18 protein-coding genes and 1 pseudogene are annotated in these 16,231 nt (G+C 61.7%); 3 read left to right on the forward strand and 16 right to left on the reverse strand.

The window, feature by feature from the left end; all coding sequences use genetic code 11:
• The first annotated feature begins 14 nt into the window (after positions 1–14).
• Positions 15–2,018, forward strand: a complete 2,004-nt coding sequence (locus EKO19_RS30985; RefSeq protein WP_129781283.1) for a C1 family peptidase — start codon at positions 15–17, stop codon at positions 2,016–2,018.
• On the opposite strand, the gene EKO19_RS30990 is transcribed toward EKO19_RS30985, so the two are convergent.
• The 8 genes from EKO19_RS30990 to EKO19_RS31025 all read right to left on the reverse strand — a co-directional run bounded on the left by EKO19_RS30990 (position 1,948) and on the right by EKO19_RS31025 (position 9,127).
• Positions 1,948–2,472: a DUF192 domain-containing protein gene (locus EKO19_RS30990; protein WP_129781284.1), complete on the reverse strand. Its 525-nt coding sequence runs from the start codon at positions 2,470–2,472 to the stop codon at positions 1,948–1,950. The genes EKO19_RS30985 and EKO19_RS30990 overlap by 71 nt on opposite strands.
• Before the next feature lie 21 nt (positions 2,473–2,493).
• Positions 2,494–3,387, reverse strand: coding sequence for a type II secretion system F family protein (locus EKO19_RS30995; RefSeq protein ID WP_129781285.1), 894 nt, complete (start codon positions 3,385–3,387; stop codon positions 2,494–2,496).
• A 10-nt stretch (positions 3,388–3,397) separates the two neighbouring features.
• Complete coding sequence (locus EKO19_RS31000) at positions 3,398–4,237, reverse strand: type II secretion system F family protein (protein ID WP_129781286.1); 840 nt, start codon at positions 4,235–4,237, stop codon at positions 3,398–3,400.
• A gap of 3 nt (positions 4,238–4,240) precedes the next feature.
• Entirely contained in the window at positions 4,241–5,542 is a 1,302-nt protein-coding gene (locus EKO19_RS31005) for a CpaF family protein (protein ID WP_129781287.1), read from the reverse strand.
• 7 nt (positions 5,543–5,549) lie between these two features.
• On the reverse strand, positions 5,550–6,098 hold the full coding sequence (locus EKO19_RS31010) for a hypothetical protein (protein ID WP_129781288.1): 549 nt from the start codon (positions 6,096–6,098) through the stop codon (positions 5,550–5,552).
• Entirely contained in the window at positions 6,095–6,298 is a 204-nt protein-coding gene (locus EKO19_RS31015) for a hypothetical protein (protein ID WP_129781289.1), read from the reverse strand. The genes EKO19_RS31010 and EKO19_RS31015 overlap by 4 nt, the downstream gene beginning before the upstream one ends.
• A 63-nt stretch (positions 6,299–6,361) precedes the next feature.
• Complete coding sequence (locus EKO19_RS31020) at positions 6,362–7,519, reverse strand: Tox-REase-5 domain-containing protein (protein WP_129781290.1); 1,158 nt, start codon at positions 7,517–7,519, stop codon at positions 6,362–6,364.
• Between the two features lie 3 nt (positions 7,520–7,522).
• A complete protein-coding gene (locus EKO19_RS31025; protein WP_246038999.1) occupies positions 7,523–9,127 on the reverse strand; it encodes a Tox-REase-5 domain-containing protein in 1,605 nt (534 codons plus the stop codon).
• Between the two features lie 54 nt (positions 9,128–9,181).
• Between EKO19_RS31025 and EKO19_RS39340 the strand changes: the two genes are divergently transcribed.
• Positions 9,182–9,490 carry a hypothetical protein gene (locus EKO19_RS39340; protein ID WP_246039000.1) on the forward strand — a complete coding sequence of 103 codons (309 nt, stop codon included), beginning with the start codon at positions 9,182–9,184 and terminating at the stop codon, positions 9,488–9,490.
• A gap of 147 nt (positions 9,491–9,637) precedes the next feature.
• Here the strand turns inward: EKO19_RS39340 and EKO19_RS40060 are convergent.
• The 8 genes and pseudogenes from EKO19_RS40060 to EKO19_RS31055 form a co-directional block, all read right to left on the reverse strand.
• A pseudogene (locus tag EKO19_RS40060) lies at positions 9,638–9,745 on the reverse strand (TadE/TadG family type IV pilus assembly protein); the annotation flags it as partial.
• 36 nt (positions 9,746–9,781) lie between these two features.
• Positions 9,782–10,831, reverse strand: a complete 1,050-nt coding sequence (locus tag EKO19_RS31030) for a type II and III secretion system protein family protein (protein ID WP_129781292.1) — start codon at positions 10,829–10,831, stop codon at positions 9,782–9,784.
• Positions 10,828–11,631 carry a Flp pilus assembly protein CpaB gene (gene cpaB / locus EKO19_RS31035; protein ID WP_129781293.1) on the reverse strand — a complete coding sequence of 268 codons (804 nt, stop codon included), beginning with the start codon at positions 11,629–11,631 and terminating at the stop codon, positions 10,828–10,830. Before cpaB ends, EKO19_RS31030 begins: the two co-directional genes overlap by 4 nt.
• A 26-nt stretch (positions 11,632–11,657) precedes the next feature.
• Entirely contained in the window at positions 11,658–11,810 is a 153-nt protein-coding gene (locus tag EKO19_RS38480) for a hypothetical protein (protein ID WP_157995518.1), read from the reverse strand.
• Positions 11,807–12,517 carry a hypothetical protein gene (locus EKO19_RS31040; RefSeq protein ID WP_129781294.1) on the reverse strand — a complete coding sequence of 237 codons (711 nt, stop codon included), beginning with the start codon at positions 12,515–12,517 and terminating at the stop codon, positions 11,807–11,809. The genes EKO19_RS38480 and EKO19_RS31040 overlap by 4 nt, the downstream gene beginning before the upstream one ends.
• A gap of 3 nt (positions 12,518–12,520) precedes the next feature.
• Entirely contained in the window at positions 12,521–13,306 is a 786-nt protein-coding gene (locus EKO19_RS31045) for a hypothetical protein (RefSeq protein WP_129781295.1), read from the reverse strand.
• Positions 13,307–13,308: 2 nt separating this feature from the next.
• Complete coding sequence (locus tag EKO19_RS31050) at positions 13,309–14,505, reverse strand: pilus assembly protein TadG-related protein (protein ID WP_157995519.1); 1,197 nt, start codon at positions 14,503–14,505, stop codon at positions 13,309–13,311.
• A complete protein-coding gene (locus tag EKO19_RS31055; protein WP_217705725.1) occupies positions 14,492–14,785 on the reverse strand; it encodes a Flp family type IVb pilin in 294 nt (97 codons plus the stop codon). Before EKO19_RS31055 ends, EKO19_RS31050 begins: the two co-directional genes overlap by 14 nt.
• A gap of 152 nt (positions 14,786–14,937) precedes the next feature.
• Here EKO19_RS31055 and EKO19_RS31060 point away from each other — a divergent pair, with 152 nt between their 5' ends.
• The gene (locus tag EKO19_RS31060) at positions 14,938–16,227 is read left to right on the forward strand and encodes a metal-dependent hydrolase family protein (protein WP_129781297.1); all 1,290 of its coding nucleotides are present in this window, start codon (positions 14,938–14,940) and stop codon (positions 16,225–16,227) included.
• The last annotated feature ends 4 nt before the right edge of the window (positions 16,228–16,231 follow it).

A 16,231-nucleotide genomic window follows, 5' to 3' on the forward strand; every position in this document is an offset into this window, starting at 1 on the left:
CTCAAGGTCCATCTATGGCGAAGCGCACGGCCCGCGCTGCGGCTGGCAGCAAGCGCGCGAAAACGAGAACCTTCGACGTCCGCCGCGACACTCTCGATTTCCGCGACAAGATGTATGTGCCGACGCTGATCGAAGTGCCGACGGAACGCGAACTGCAACGCTATCGCGAGCTCCGTATCCCCATCCTCAATCAAGGTTCCGAAGGCGCGTGCACCGGCTATGGCCTCGCGACCGTCGTGAACTACCTGCTTACCACGCGCAAAGTGGTGAGCGACTGCAATCCCTGTAGCGCGCGAATGTTGTACGAGCTCGCCAAGCGCTATGACGAATGGCCCGGCGAAGGCTATTCAGGCTCGAGCGCGCGTGGCGCGATGAAAGGTTGGCACAAACACGGCGTGTGCTCCGAAGCGGTCTGGCCTTCGGAAGCCAGCAAGAGCAAGAAGGGCCAGTTACTGACGGGCCTGAACGATGCGCGTACCGCCGACGCCCTGCGCCGTCCGCTCGGCGCGTACTACCGCGTGAACCACAAAGACCTGGTCGCCATGCATTCCGCGATTGCCGAGGTCGGCGTGCTGTTCGCCACCTCGGCCGTGCATCAAGGCTGGTCCGAATGCGGCGACGACGGTTTGATCGAGTATTCCGAAACGGTGCTCGGCGCGCACGCCTTTGCCATCGTCGGTTACGACAAGCACGGGTTCTGGATTCAGAACTCGTGGGGCGAGGAGTGGGGCTACCAAGGCTTCGCGTGCATCAGCTATGACGACTGGTTGCAGAACGCGACCGACGTCTGGGTCGCCCGGCTTGGCGCGCCGATCGAGTTGAAGAAGAGCACATCGACCGCGGTCGCGCACTCCGCATCGGCAGGTCAATCGGCTGCGTATTCGTATCCGGACCTGCGGCCCCACATCGTCAGTCTCGGCAACAACGGTGAGTTCAAAGCTGGCGGCAATTACGGCACCTCCGCTGAGGATGTCGCACAGTTGTTCAAGACCGAACTGCCAATGGCCATCGACAACGCCGGCTACAAACACGTCCTGCTTTACGCACACGGCGGCTTGGTGAGTGAGAACTCGGCGGTGCAACGGCTGGCCGACTACCGGCCGACCATGCTGTCGTCAGGCATCTATCCGTTCACCTTCATCTGGCACAGCGACTACTGGACCACGGTGAAGAACGTGCTCGACGACGCGTTCAGCCGGCGCCGTCCCGAAGGCGCGCTCGATGCGGCCAAGGACTTCATGCTCGATCGACTCGATGATGCACTCGAACCGCTGGCTCGAGTGCTCTCGGGCAAGGCGGCGTGGGATGAAATGAAAGAGAACGCGCTCGGCGCGACCCAGAACACCAAGGGCGGCGCGCGTGCGGTGGTGGGTCATCTCAAGCGGCTGTTCGAGAAACTGCCGGCCCAGCAAGTGCCCAAGATTCATCTGGTCGGTCACAGCGCGGGCAGCATTTTCCATGCGCCGCTGGTCACCGCACTGAATGAAGCCGGCATCGACGTCGAGTCGTGCACGCTGTGGGCACCGGCCTGTACGGTCGAGCTGTTCAAACAGCACTATCTGCCGGCGATCAAGAAGAAGCGCATCAAACGGTTCGCGTTGTTCGCGCTGTCCGATAAGTCCGAGCAGGACGACAACTGCGCCAGCATCTATCACAAGTCGCTGCTGTACCTCGTCTCGCATTCCTTCGAGGAAAAGCCGCGCATTCCGCTGTTCCGCGACGGTGTACCCATCCTCGGCATGGAGAAATTCCTGCGTAAGGATGCGGAGCTGATGGCGTTGTTCAAAGCGGACAATGCCAGTCTGGTGATCTCGCCCAACAACAAACCGCTCAACTCCATCGACGCGTCGACTTCGCTCCATCATGGCGATTTCGATGACGACGACGCGACCGTGCGCGCGACGTTGCGCCGGATTCTGGGCGACGGACTGGGCAAGACCGAGAGCATCAGCTTTCAACGCTCGGCTTCGTCGCTACGCGAGCGTCGCGTGCGGGCCGACAAGGCTGCAGGCTTCTGACCGCTCTCGGCAGCCGCAACGAAAACTGGATGGGCAATCGCTCGCACGGCGTGTGATTGACCCTCGGCTGCTTGATCGTCGGCCGCTCACTTGGATCATCCGAGAAGCGGTCGACGATCAGATACGTGCCGGCAGTGAGTCGCGTCGTCGCGATCTTGCCGGCGGCCAGCTCCAGAACACGCGTCGTGTCCTTCGGCGCAATCACAATGCGCCAGGGCGCGACGTTTTCCGCCAGCCTCAGCACCCGCATCTGCCGGTTCAGAAATACGACGTCGATATTGAATCGCATGCCGAGCGTGTGAACGCTGCCTCCCGGCACGAGCAGCAGGCCTTCCTGCTCGGGGATGTTCCGGCGCCGTAGCAAACCGACGCAACGTGAGCGAAATGAACAAGCCATCTGCACGTGACGCGCGACGCATCGGCCATCGGCCGTGCGCAGTTCCAAAGTTCTCATGAGCTTCCTTGCACTCCTCGATCAAAACAAGCTGAGCGCCCCCGCCTCCAGCAGCTGAATCACGATCGGAAAGCCGATGATGATGAAGGTGGTGGGAAACAGCAGCGCGATCAGCGGGAACAACATCTTCACCGGCGCCTGGTTCGCCAGCTTCTCGGCGCGCAGGAATCGTTCCTGTCGACGCTGACGCGCTTGATCCGCGAGCACGTCGCCGAGTGAGCCGCCGGTCTGCTCGGCCTGGGACACGGCGGCGGCGAAGTTCGTGACCGCCGGGAGCATGACTCGTGCGGCCAGCCGGTCTAACGCCGCCCGGCGTGAAAGGCCGGCGCGAGATTCACGCAGGTAGCGCGAGAACTCCTGCTTCACCGGTCCTTCACGGAGTGAGTTGACGGCCTGCTCCAGGGCGGCAATGAAGTTCAGGCCCGCTTTCATCGCGAGTACCAGCACGTCGAGGAAGAAGGGGAACTCCTTTTCGAATCGCGCCTGGCGTTGCTTTGTGACTTCGCGGAGTCGCAGATCGGGGTAGAGGAATGACAGCGGAACGAGAGCAACTGCGATGGTGATGTGCAGCGGGTCTCGCAGGTTGAAGGCGGTTATAGCGATGACCGCTGCGGTCGCGCCGACTACGCCGACGACGCGGCGAATGATCAGGAATTCGGCTGGATTGATCAGGTACGCGGCACCCGCCGCGTCGAGCTGAGTTTGCAGCACTTCACGTCGCTGGGTTGTCAGTGACGCGTCGACCGCCTCGCTGTACCAACGCATGGCGGGACGAAGGACTCTCAGGAACCAGGGCAGCTGATCGCGCCAGGCGTCATCGCGAATTGCCGATGGCTCCTTTCCAGTGCGCAGCGCTACGGGCAGTAGCATCACCAGGCAGCAGCTCAAGCCGGCGAGCATCATTGCGACGTACATGGGTGTGCCTCTACACGTCGATGCGCACGATCTTGCGGATCATCCAGGCCGCGATCGTCATCATCACCGCGATAATCGACAGCACGACCCAGCCATACCACTGCGTGAATAGCAGGCTCATGCGCGCCGGCTGCTGCTGATATAGAACGAAGCCAATGAAGACGGGCAACAGCCCGACCACCCATCCTTGCGCTCGACCCATCGAGGTCAAGGCGTCGATCTTGCCTTCCATGTGTGCTTTCTCTTGCAAGGTCCTCGCCAGGGATTCGAGCGTATCGGCGAGGTTGCCGCCCACACGACGGGAAACATTCATTGCCGTGTTCATGAGATCCAGCTCGGGCGCACCGACGCGTCGGCGCAGATCATCGAGCGATTCCGCCAATGGCCGGCCGACGCTCTGCTCGGCCAGCACGATGCTGAATTCCTGGCTCAGCGGCGCCGGCTGGCGTACGGCCATCAGCTCCAGCCCACGTGCAAGAGTGCAGCCGGCACGCAAGGCCGAACTGAGGGCGAGAAGTGCATCTGGAAGTTGATGAACAAAGCGTTTGCGCCGTTGAGTGACGATGCGCCTCGCGAGCAGCCACGGGCCGACGAGACTCGCGATCGTGGCGGCGACCAAACCGGTGGGTCCCGTTGAAACGTAGGCGAGTGAGCCTGCGGCCACCGTCATGACTGCGCTGATCGCGAACAGTGAACGTGGATTTGTCAGCACAAAGCTTTGTTTCAGGCTGGCGCCAATACCGGCGATAAAGGAGCGGCGGTAACTGAGCACAGCTCTGAATAGCAGCGTCGCCACCAGGATCGCGGCGACGCCTGTGCAGACGATGGGTGCGAGCAGTGTGCGTTCCATGCTTCATTGCTCCGATCGAGCATCGGCGAAGATGCTTCGGTCCAACCGCACACCCGCTTCGTCCAGCGCTTCATAGAACGCCGGCGGCTGCCCGCAGCCTTGATAACTTCCGATAACGGCGCCTCGCGCCCCGATGCCTTTCTGGCGGAAGTTGAACAACGGCTGCGTGAGAATCACATCGCCTTCCAGTCCCTCGACTGCAACGATGGCCGTGACCCGCCGGCGACCATCGCTGAATCGGGAGAGCTGCACGATGATGTCGACCGCCGACGCAATCTGTTCCCGGATCGCGCGCACCGGCAGCTGCATGCCTGCCATCAACACCATCACTTCGAGGCGCGACAGCAAGTCTCGCGGCGAGTTCGCATGTCCGGTCGTCAGCGAGCCATCGTGGCCGGTATTCATGGCCTGAAGCATGTCGAGCGCCTCTCCACCGCGGCACTCGCCGACGATGATCCGATCGGGTCGCATGCGTAATGCATTCCGCACCAGATCCCGAATCGTGACTTCGCCGCGGCCTTCGACGTTTGCCGGCCTGGCTTCGAGTGAGATGACGTGTGGCTGCGCCAGTCGCAGCTCGGCGGCATCTTCGATGGTCACGATGCGCTCGTTGCCGGCAATGTATTCGGACAGCGCGTTGAGAAACGTCGTCTTGCCGGTACCGGTGCCGCCGGAAACGATGATGTTCTTCCGGTACTGCACGCAGATTTTCAGGAACTCGGCCATCGATGCAGTCAGCGCGCCGATATCCACCAGCTTGACCATGGAATAGCGCTGTCCCGCGAAGCGACGGATGGTCAGGATCGGCCCGATCAACGACAGCGGCGGAATGATCGCGTTCACTCGTGAGCCGTCCGGCAATCGTCCGTCGACCATGGGCACGCCTTCATCGATACGCCGCCCCAGCGGCGCCACGATACGCTCGATCACGCGCATCAAGGATTCGGCACTGATGAAGCGCGCGGGAACGGCGGAGAGCAGGCCGTCCCGCTCCACGTAGATTTGATTGGGACCGTTCACCATGACTTCGCTGATGGAGTCGTCGTGCAAGTACGGCTCGATCGGGCCGTAACCCATGATTTCCGCTGTCATCTCCTGCACGAAGCTGCTGACATCGATGCTCGCGGGCAGCCGTACCGCGCCGGATGCGAGGATGGTCTCGATCGCCTGCTTCGCTTCGGCACGCAGGTCGGTATCGACGAGCAGGTTCAGCGCCGTGCGCCGGAATAGATCCAGCTCGCGCAGGACCAGTGGCTGCAGCTGTTCCTTGAGTGCTGCTGAGAGTTCGGCGTGCGGTGTCGTCATCGTGCGCTCAATCGAGATAGCGGAGATGGGTCCATGAGCGGCGCACGTGCTCGGCGACGTGCGCCAACTTCCCTTTCAATGTCACGGCCTGCATGACCACCATTGGCATGCCCTCGCGGTGGCCAAAGAAGACGCGTACATCGATGGGAATGTGGTGCGGCTCGGCCTGAAAGGTCGCCTCGTATCCCGACAGTTCACCGTACTGTGCCGGAGTGAGTTCCTGTGGCGGTAGCGTGCGGTAGTGAAGTGCCATTTGATACATCACACCGCGTGCAGCGTCCTCGAGCTCGGCCGGCTCGAACTTCAGCCGTGGCGCGATCGTCCAGCTCATCTGGGCCGGCGGATAGACCAGCGCGGGTGTTTCCGCGGTGAAGGTCAGCGCGCTCACGCTTTTCCTCAGACTGGTTTGCCACTCTGGATCTTGCTCGGTCCAGATTTCGAGGTTCATTTCAGACAAGCGATGAATGATCATTGGACGACCGACCCTGGTTTCCGCGGTGACTTCCTTCGAGCTGATTGCGCACAGTGCCGCGATGAGCAGCGCCGCGCGCCTCACGGGCCGGCCCCGTTTGTTTGGGCGGCTATCAGGCCGATGAGGAAAGTGGTCGTGGTTGCGACCAGGCCGGTCCAGTGATTGGTTCGTCGGAATGCGTCCCGCCATTTCAGGCGGGACAACATTAGAAACATGACCAGCCAGATGAGGGCGTACGAGAGTACGAAGCGGCCGATGAGATTGCCGAGCAGGTAGGCGCTCATGGGTGTTGCAGTCCTTTGCGGGTGGGGGTCATTGGCGTTCCTTGCCGTGTGACTTTCGTTTCGTCAGGTTTGGCTTAGGGCGTCTTCCAGCGGGGTGTGGATTACGCGGAGCTTGTCTTCGGTAATGTCGGTGTAATCGACGAGGAGCTGGCGTACTTGGTGTGCCGGCTCTTCCAATCCGATGTGCCATTCAATCGGCACGCCGCCGGCTTTCGCCGCGGCTCTCACCTGCCGCTTCGCTTCGTTTATCACTGGGCCGTCCCAGTTACGCAGGCCCCATTCCTTGGGGTGTCTCTTGAGGCGCCGGAAGAGTTTGGCGTAGAGCAGGACTTTGCGGTCGGGGTCGTAGCCGTCGAAGTTGATGCAATGAACGGTGTACTTGCGATTCGCCGGGGCGCCGGTGATGTACTGCTCGTAGATTGTTTCTTCCCGATCCGGCGGCCAGCCTTCGATTGCGTACGTGGCGTCGTTCACTAAACCGAATTCATCCAGCACATCTCGCACGCGTTTGCCGGCCTCTACGTCGGCCGGGTTGTTGGCGTCGGGCATGTGAGGGGTTGTTTCAATGAGGATGCCGTTGGCGAAGGGTTCGTGGTGGATGTCGGGAGGGAGGCATTTTGCAAGGTGCGGGAAGGGGAGGTAGAAGAGCCATTGGCCGGCGTAAGAATTTCGGCCCTGGCCCTTCACTGCACGCTCGTAGTCGTAAAGTGCCACCCCGCCGACCCTGCATTCCCAAGTTTGGATGAGCGCTCCCAACAGCTGGCGAAAGCGAACTGAGGTTCGAGAATCATCGGCGGGCAACTCTATTACAGCCCCTGCATCGGGCTCGTTTGAAGTGGAGCCTCCCCGCAGCCGCAAATAAACACCGCCACTGTTCGACGGCAGAACTGAGCGGCCATCCTTGTACGCGCAATACGAGACGGCAAATCCGCTGCGGCTAAGCGATTCGCTGCTCAGCCCTTCCTCAGGTGATAAATTCAGATAGTCGCCTGCACGGCTCTGGTCAAACGCGTACCTGCGAATAAGTTCTGCTAATGGATGCTCGTCGAGCGACGGCGGTAGTGCCTCCTGAGTAACTACCGTCAGCTTCTGAAAGGACGTATCCAATTCTGCAAGCGTCGCAAGAGCATTGAGACTCTTCTGCTGATACACACCGAAGGTGGTCCTTGACCAGGCACCGCTCGAGGACCAAATGGAAACAATACTGTTAGCTTTCTTCACTCGTCATCCCTGTATGTCGGTCATAGGAGTGTAGATCACAATGATCCTGTCTCTGTCGACGCGACGGCTGATCCCTCTATCCAATATCCCGCTGATACGCAGTGCCATTTCCTCGTCCACTACGCGCCATTCGATGGATGTTCCTGCTGTTCTCACAGCAGCAATCTGACGCTCAGCTTCTTCGACCAACTTATCCGTCATCGCCTGCTTCAGCGGCTCATACCGACACTTATCCCCAAGCGGACACTCCTGTGTCCAATGTTTCGCATCCAACAACACATCGCGGTTCGCATCGTATCCATCAAAATTCACGCCGTTCACATTGTACTCAACGCCGCGTGGCGCGCCGGTGATGAGTTCCTGATAGCGGTAGGCATCGGTATCGGGGCGGGTAATGGAAGACCACGCGCCGGGGCCGCCGTCGGTGGCGCCGAGGGTGAAGTTGCTGGGGCTGCGGGGGACGGGGTAGCGGACGCGGAGGGTGCAGGTGGCGTTGTGGGCCCAGACGCGTTCGTCGCCGACGAAATAGCTCGAATCGTTGGCGACAGTGAGATTGAAAACCTGCAGCGCCGAATCGACGCGGCGGTTCGAAAGTACGAGCGTGTCGCCACCGACAGTGGCGATCGGCGCGCCGATCTCGACGTCGCGAACGGCGGTCCAGCCGCGGCCCTGCACCCACAACGGGTGCTCCTCCGTAACCGCAAACCGCGACGCCTCTGTCTCAACAACCCGATAAGCGTCCGCCCGGCGCGAGAGGACACGAGTAACGAGCTGCGAACGATCGAGATAATCGCGATCGCTACGCGCATCAACCCACTCGCCCGGCGCGAGCGATTGAATAGGAACACTGCGATCCCCAATCCAAACCGGCGTGTCAGCCGCAAAGCTCGCGCAACCGAGCTCGTGTTTGGTGGCATCAGCGGCGGCACGAAGGCCGGCGCGACCGAAACGGGCGAGCTTGGCCGCCAGCTTGAGCATGAAAGCCGGGCTGACGTAGCTGCCCAGCACGCGGCCGCGATCGAACGAATCGCATTCGATGAGCTGGCTGAGGTCGTGACCGAGCGCGGCGCCGATGGTCTGCGCGGTGCCGACGGGGTCCTCCAGGAAGGACATCGCCAGCTCATAGATGCCGCGCGCCGTCTCGATCGGATCAGTGATCGCAGCGACGAGGTCGCCGATCTGACCGCGCAGTCCTTCCCAGAAACCACGAACAAATTCGTAAGCGTCGGCGGCGAGACCACGCAGTTCGTCCCAGACTCGACCGAGCGCGCTTTGATCTTCCGCCGACGTCGGAACATCCGTGTCGGCCGGAGTGCAGAGTGGCGCATCGATGCCAGGGGCAGAATTGCCGCTGGACTCGGCGCCTTCAGATGAGTCGTCGGAAGAAGCATCGGACGGCGGCGGCGCCTCGCCTTCACCGAACCCAAAGAATCCATCGCCCAGCGAACTGCCAGATCCAGGCGAACTCCGCGTCTCCCCCGACGCATCGCCGTCATCGCCATGACTTCCACCACCACCCGGCTCACCATCGCCAACAGCGACTCGAGCAACGCTCGGAAGATCCGATCTCGAAACCAGCAGCTCGCTGAAGCGCAGCGGGCTCTGCATGCGCACGGTTGCGGTCGAGGTAACCGGCAACCGATTCCGACGCAGCAACTGCTGATGAAACGCATCGCCATCTCGCGTCAGACGAAGCAGGCGCGAGAGGAAGCCGTTGACCAGCGGAACCTTCAGCTCGTATCCATACGTAACCTCGACGCGCAGCAGATTCGCGTCTTGGATGTTGAGTCCGCCGCTCGCACCCAGCCGCGTATCGCGAGCGTGCAGGCGATCATTCGGCAGCTCACGAACGCCATCGATTTCAACCGCGAAGTCATCGAACGCTTCGCGCGTCGGATTGAGGATGCGAATGCGCGCATCGGTGAGCAGCTCACCTTCGAGTCGCGCGACGAATGCGGCGACGCCTTGTAACGAAGCATCCGGCGAAGTGAGCGGCGCCAGTCCCCGAGCGAGACCGTGCCGAAGGGCAGCAGGCGTCGCATTGGCGACGGCACCCGCGCGTGCCGTTTGCAGAGCCGCATGATTCAGCGTCGCCTTCGCCTGATAGACAAAGCCGAACTGGATCACCGCCAGCAGGACGACCAGCAACAGCGGCAGCGCAATCGTCGCTTCGACGATGGCAGCTCCACGTTGCCGACGGCCGCGGCTTGTTCGAGTCACATCCATGTGACGCTGGGCTTCCTGGCGAGTCGTGAGTGAGCGCTAGTCTTTCAACCGCGGTTTGAGCGCTTGATCCGATTCGCGTCTGAGACGATCGAAGCGCTGCACGCCTTCGTTCACCACAGTTGAATCGGTGCCGATGATCTCCGGCGTAACGAGCACGACGAGTTCGGTCTCGCCGCGACGAAACTGTCGTGACTTGAAAAGCTCGCCAATGACAGGCAGCGCACCGAGTCCCGGCACCTTCGCGACGGTTTTCGCATCGTCGGCGCTGAACAGACCGGCGACGACCATGGGCTCGCCGGAATGCACGTTCATTTCCGTGTTGGTCTTGCGAGTCGCGAAGCCAGGAATGCCCAACACGGAGTTGGCTTTGTCGACGCTGCTGACTTCGACGCCGACCTTGGTCCGAATCAGCCCGGCATCGTTGGCGCGAGGTTCGACATTGAGCAGGATGCCGAACTGCTTGAACACGACGTTGAGTGCGCCGTCCTGGTTCTGAACCGGAATCGGCACTTCACCGCCGACCACGAAGTCCGCCTGGCCGCCGCTGATGCAGGTCAATGTCGGCTCGGCGAGCAATCGCGCATCCCCGCGACTCATCAATAGATGAATCACGGAATCGAGAGATGAAGTGATATTCACGCCGTCGTCGGTGCTGAGCACGGGGCCAGCGGCGACATCAGCCCAGTCCACGCCGATATCGCGCAGTGCCGATTTCCGAACTTCGATGAGCTTCGCCTTGATCAGAATCGTAGTCTCGGCCTGAAGCGTCGGCGCGGACGCGACGATCGGATCGACGATGCCGAGCACTTGCACGAGATACGCGATGCTCGACCCATCGCGGGACCAGATGCGCAAGTCTGTGGTGCCGGCCTTGCGCCCGAGCACGAGGATTTCCTGCGTGTCATCGAGCACTTTGATATCGATCGTCGCGCCATCGCCGGCCGACACGCGCTTCGCGCCAGGCGAGCGGATCAACAGGCTTTGACCGACCGGCACTGACAGCACAGACACCGGCGCTTGTTGAAGTGCCTCGGGTGTCGGAGTGGCGAGCGTCAGCGCGCTCATCAACCAGGCACTGATGCTCATGATTCCACCCCGCCCAGAATCACTTGCACACGCAGCCGCGGCCGTGAGGGTGCGATCGGCGCATCGCCTTTCAGCAAACTGGTTTTGGTAACTCGGGCGATGCGCGGAATCGTTTGATCATTCGTTTGCCGGAGCGCGACCGTGATTCTTCCCGCCTCCTGAGCGAGTGTGATCTTGGCTGCGTCCGCGGGATCGACGGCGACTGTGATCGTGCGAAACGGCCCTGATTGCAATCGATCTGGCAACGAATGTTCGTTGGCTTGCGTTCGTATGCCAGTGGCAATGACCGGCACGGAGAACAGCAGCGGCACGGTAACGCTGTCGTTTGCGGCGGCAGTCGTGAAGAGCAAATCGATGCGATCGCCCGGCGCCAGCATTCCTGCAATCGACGCTTCCTCGTCGACGGGGAATGTGAGCGCCCGCATTCCCTCGGGCAGCTGCGCCGAGAAACCGGCGCCGGCGCCTTGAGCGAGATGAGAATTGAGAATGGTCTCACCACTGCGCACGGGGCGCGATAGCACGCGCCCGGCGATCTCTCTCCAATGCTCGGACCTCACCGCATCGGCATGCAGGAATGTGTTTGGCACTTCGCGAACCGCGACGGTTTGGCTCGAGAGCACCGAGCCCGATGCGAGGTCCACTTTCGCGACCACGGCGTCCACGAGCCGGTACTGCTTTTGCAGCTGCTCGCGCTCGGTTTGTACTTCACCGTGGATGTAACGTTTGACGAAGTACGCCGAGCCGCCGCCGGCTGCGAGTGCGCCGCCCAGCATGAGTGTGGTGATCCAGAGACCTTTCATTGCTCGTTCCTTGAGCGAGTGGACGGTTAGAACGGAATCATCAATGCCCAGGAGAATTCATCGTGGTGCTCTACGAGCAGCGCCAACGCGGCCTGCGCACCTCGCCACACCACCATCAAGCCCGCGAGAATCGCGAGGTATTCGGCGGTGCCCCAGCCGCTTTGGCGGCGGCGGCTCATGATTTCTTCCAGGTGATGACGACGGCGGTGTTCGCGGGGCGGGCGGCGTCGGGAAGGATGACGAGCAGTGCCTGCTCCGATTGACGCTGCGCTTCAAGCACAAAGCCGCGATGAACTTGCTGCGTCGGACGGGTGTCGATGATGTTCCAACCGCTCGTGATCAACAGCTGCGAGAACGCCTGCGCTTCGGCAAACGGCGTCCGGTCGCTCGACAGGCTGATGTGCTCCGACTGAATTCCCGCGTCGTCGTACTGCTGCAGATTGACGATGCGAGCACCCGGCGGCCGGGGGAATTCGGTGTGCAGCCTGAGCGCGTCAGGTCCGAGCGCAGGGCTCACCAGGATTGTCCCCTCGCTTCCCGCCGCCACCGGACGAGCATGGACGGTGACAAAATGGTCGTGAGACTTGAACATCAGCACGCGCCACGGCGAGTTCATCGAGCGCCGCACGTCGTGGCTGCCCAGCGATTTCAGCTGAGATTCGTAGTGATTGAGCACGGCATCCGGCGACAACCGCGACTCGAACGCCTTGAGCGTCATCGGCAGACCGTTCATCCGCATGCTGCGAGCAATCCACTGCGCGCTGCCATTGGGTGGAGCGGCGAGATCGGGGAGATGCGCCGTTGTACGAGCCAGGCGCTCGGCGTTTGCCGGCAAAACCAACAAAACGAGTAGCACTGCGCCGATTCGGAGTATTTGAATGGGCATGACTCACTCTCCTTCCTGCTCGACGACATAGGCGGAGGGCAGAGCGTTGGAACTCGGCCGCAGTTGCGGATCCCAACCGAACTGGCCCTCGCCATACAGCGGCCCGCCTTTGCCCAGCGCCTGAAGCGCGATGACTCGGCCTGGCAGCTCCAGACCTTCGATCAGCTCGTTGGCAGTGATGCGATCCACTCTGCGACCGAACTCGCTTTCGTCGCGCGGTGACCAGGTGTCGCTCAACAAGGCCCCGGTGGCTCGTTGAATGAGCGGCACATCGGAATGGGCGAGCAGCGGCCGGACATTGGCTTCGATGGTCGAGCTGGCGAAGGAGCGAGGATTCAACTGGAGGTCGTCCATCCTCAATGCCGCCGCCATCGCGGCGACCGGTCCCGTTCCGTGCGCCAATCCGGGCATGAGCAAGTAGCCCGCGTCGACAGGCGATGCACCGTCAGCGGACTGGAATGACATCGGCGTCGTCAGCAATGACTGCCGATAGTGTCGCCAGAATGAATTCTGCGAGACGCCGTCCGCACGCAGCGAGTCGATGGCGATCACGCCCGTGCTCGGATCGCCGAACGCACGATCGAGCGCTTCGATCCGGACAGCCGTATCCGTCTTCGCATTCCCGCTCCACACAGTTCGCTCCCACACCGAGTAGCGGAGCGCATCGAAGCTTTTGTGCTTCAAATCCAGCTGTTTTCCGAGCACCGCGATGCCACCGAGGAAGGGCGTAAGCACCGCGACGGCGACGACAGTCTCGACCATGGCGTTACCGCAATTCGTGGCACGCATGATCAGAAACTCCAGGTGACGGGCGCGAGCTTCGCTTCCCAGAACGGGTTGAATAGATTGGCGTACTCGTGCCTGCGCTCGCCGAGCGATACGAATGCCGAACCGCGCGGCCGACGGAATTCCACGCTGGCAATGGCGGCGACTGCCAATGGATGACCCGTCGCGGTCATGCCAAGCAACTGCGCCGTGGCAACGTTCGCTTGAGATTTGGTGGCAATCGCCGCAATCCGAAGCGACGCATCCCGGGGCGAGCCAGACACGTTGTAGTACGCCGGCACACCGGAATAGTCCGAATCGAATTCACGCGCGCTGGCGCTGCTGACTCTATCGCCGATTCGTTGCCAGCGGTGCCACCCGAACACGCCACGCGTGCGAAATTGCAGCTGATCTTCCGCGCGCCAGTCAGCGACACCGACCGGCGTCGCTCCACGTTTGCGCAGCTGTACCGCGAATAAGTTCTCTCGCCAGCCTCGTTCGCCTGCAATCCAACGTCGCAGATCGGAATTGCCGCGCAGACTGGCATTCACCAGCTGTTGCATGGAGTGGCTGTCGCGACTCGTGGTGTAGCGTTGGATGAATGTGGGCACGGCCGCCGATTGCGTCATCAGCTGCGTTTCGAGCAGCGCCTGCAGTTCCTCCGGCATGCGCGAGAGCGCGTCGCCATCGTTGATGCGAATGTGCGGGTCGTACGTCCGCCCTGTTTGATCCATCAGACTCTGCACGTTGCGGAAAGCGAGCGACGCCTGTGCCTCCGCCTGAGCGGCGCGGATATTCGTGTTCCAGGCTTCCATAGCGGGAATGCTGATGTCGGCGGCCTGCTCGGTCGCGTCACGTACTTGAGCCGAGATCTGCTCGACCAGATCCACGTATTGACCGACGTATGGGATCCACTGGGTCACGCGATCGATGGCCTCGATCGAGTCATTGATGTAACGAACCCAGCTCACATAGGAAACGAAATGCCCGACGGCGAGGTGATTGGCGATCATGGCTCGGTTCGTATAGGCAATGAAGTTGAGATGGCGTGCGGTCCAGACCGCACCGCTATACGCCGCGGCATCCGCGGCGTTAGCGACCTGCGATCGCTCCGTGATCTTCTGCCCGGTGTTGAACATCACCGTCAGCACGGCGCTGCTGATCAAGACACCGAACAGCGCGACCGGCGCGATCTGTCCGCGAGGACGCTTACTGAGCAGCATTGGTCTGCTGGTTGTAAGTCGAGAGGCTGTCCGCTTGAGCGGCCCGGTTTTGGGCCGTGGTCGCGGAGGCCTGGGCATCGGTGATGTCTTGCGTGGCCGATTGGCCCGCCATCTCACGGCTCATGCCTGCCAGCTGGTTTTGAAGGACGTCGCCGAAGGCGGCGAACAGTCCGATGCCAGCCACCGCCACCAGCGCGGTGATGATGATGTACTCGCTCATTCCCTGGCCGCGCTGTGCACTGCGCGAGTGCGCCAGCGAAATCATCTGTTTGCTATCCATAGCGGTCTCCTTGGGTTCGGAGACGACACAGTAATGGCGCGAGGCTGGCAAAAAACGCCAAATACTTGCGCGTTCATCGAGAAATTGGCGTCCTGTTTTCCTTTGAAACGTGAAGGGGTATGGTGCCGCACCAGCAAAAACGGGAGGACGCGATGCGGTTAGCAGTGAAGTTGGCGTTGGGATTGGCGGTCGTGGTCGGCTCGGCGCAAGCCGCCGAAACGCCTCAGCCCATCGTGTTGAAGGCGGCTTATCTGTTCGACAGCAAGTCGGGCAATCTCACGAACGGCGGCGCCGTGCTCGTGGAAGGCGACAAGATCAAGGCGCTCGGCTCACAAGCCGTGCCGGCCAATGCGAAAGTGATCGATCTCGGCGACGCAACGCTGATGCCGGGCTTCATCGATGCCCACACGCACATCACCATGGAAGGCCACAATGATTTCTACAAAGGCTTCCACGCGGACATGTATCGCTTCCCCGCGGAGCAGTCTTTCTTCGCCGCGGTGTATGCAAAGCGCACGATCGAAGCCGGCTTCACCACCGTCCGCAACGTGGGCGCGGGTGAGTTCGTCGACGTGGGTTTGCGTAATGCCGTCAACGCCGGCCTGACTCCGGGCCCGACTATTCTCACAGCGGTTCATTCGGTGGGCTCCACCGGCGGTCACTGCGATCAGGGCCCGTTCCCGCCCGACCGTATCGCGCCGCTCGGCGTGCAAGACGGTGTATGCAATGGCGCCGACGAGTGCCGCGCGGCCGTGCGTTACCAGCTGAAGTGGGGCGCCGACGTGATCAAGATTTGCTCGTCCGGTGGCGTGCTCTCGGAAGCCGATCCGGTGGACGTGCCGCAGCTGACGCCCGATGAGTTGAACGCGATCATGTCGGAAGCGCACGCCTGGAAGCGCAAAGTGGCCGCGCACTCGCACGGCGATCTCGCGGCCCGTCAGGCCGTCGAAGCCGGTGTGGATTCCATCGAGCACGGCAGCTTCCTCAGCGACGAGACACTGAAGCTGATGAAGGCGAAGGGGACTTACCTGGTGCCGACGCGGTTGGCGGTGTGGTGGGTGAACCAAGTGGCCGACAAATTCCCGCCGGCGATTGCCGCCAAGGCGCGCGCGACGCTTCACGAGCACGAACGTATGTTCCGCTCGGCGTTGAAGATCGGCGTGCCGATTGCGTTCGGCACCGACTCCGGCGTGTCACCTCACGGCATGAACGCCAAGGAGTTCAAGCTGCTGACGGACATCGGCATGCAGCCGGCCGCGGCGCTGGTTTCGGGCACGCGTGAATCGGCCAAGCTGCTCGGCATCGCCGATCAAGTCGGTACGCTCGAAGCGGGCAAGATCGCCGACATCGTCGCCGTCAAAGGCAACGTGCTGAACAACATCGAGGCGACCGAACAGCCCGTGTTCGTGATGAAGCACGGCGTGGTGGTCAAGCAACCGTAACGGG

The sequence above is a fragment of the Peristeroidobacter soli genome (assembly GCF_004138485.1).
GTDB lineage: Bacteria > Pseudomonadota > Gammaproteobacteria > Steroidobacterales > Steroidobacteraceae > Steroidobacter > Steroidobacter soli.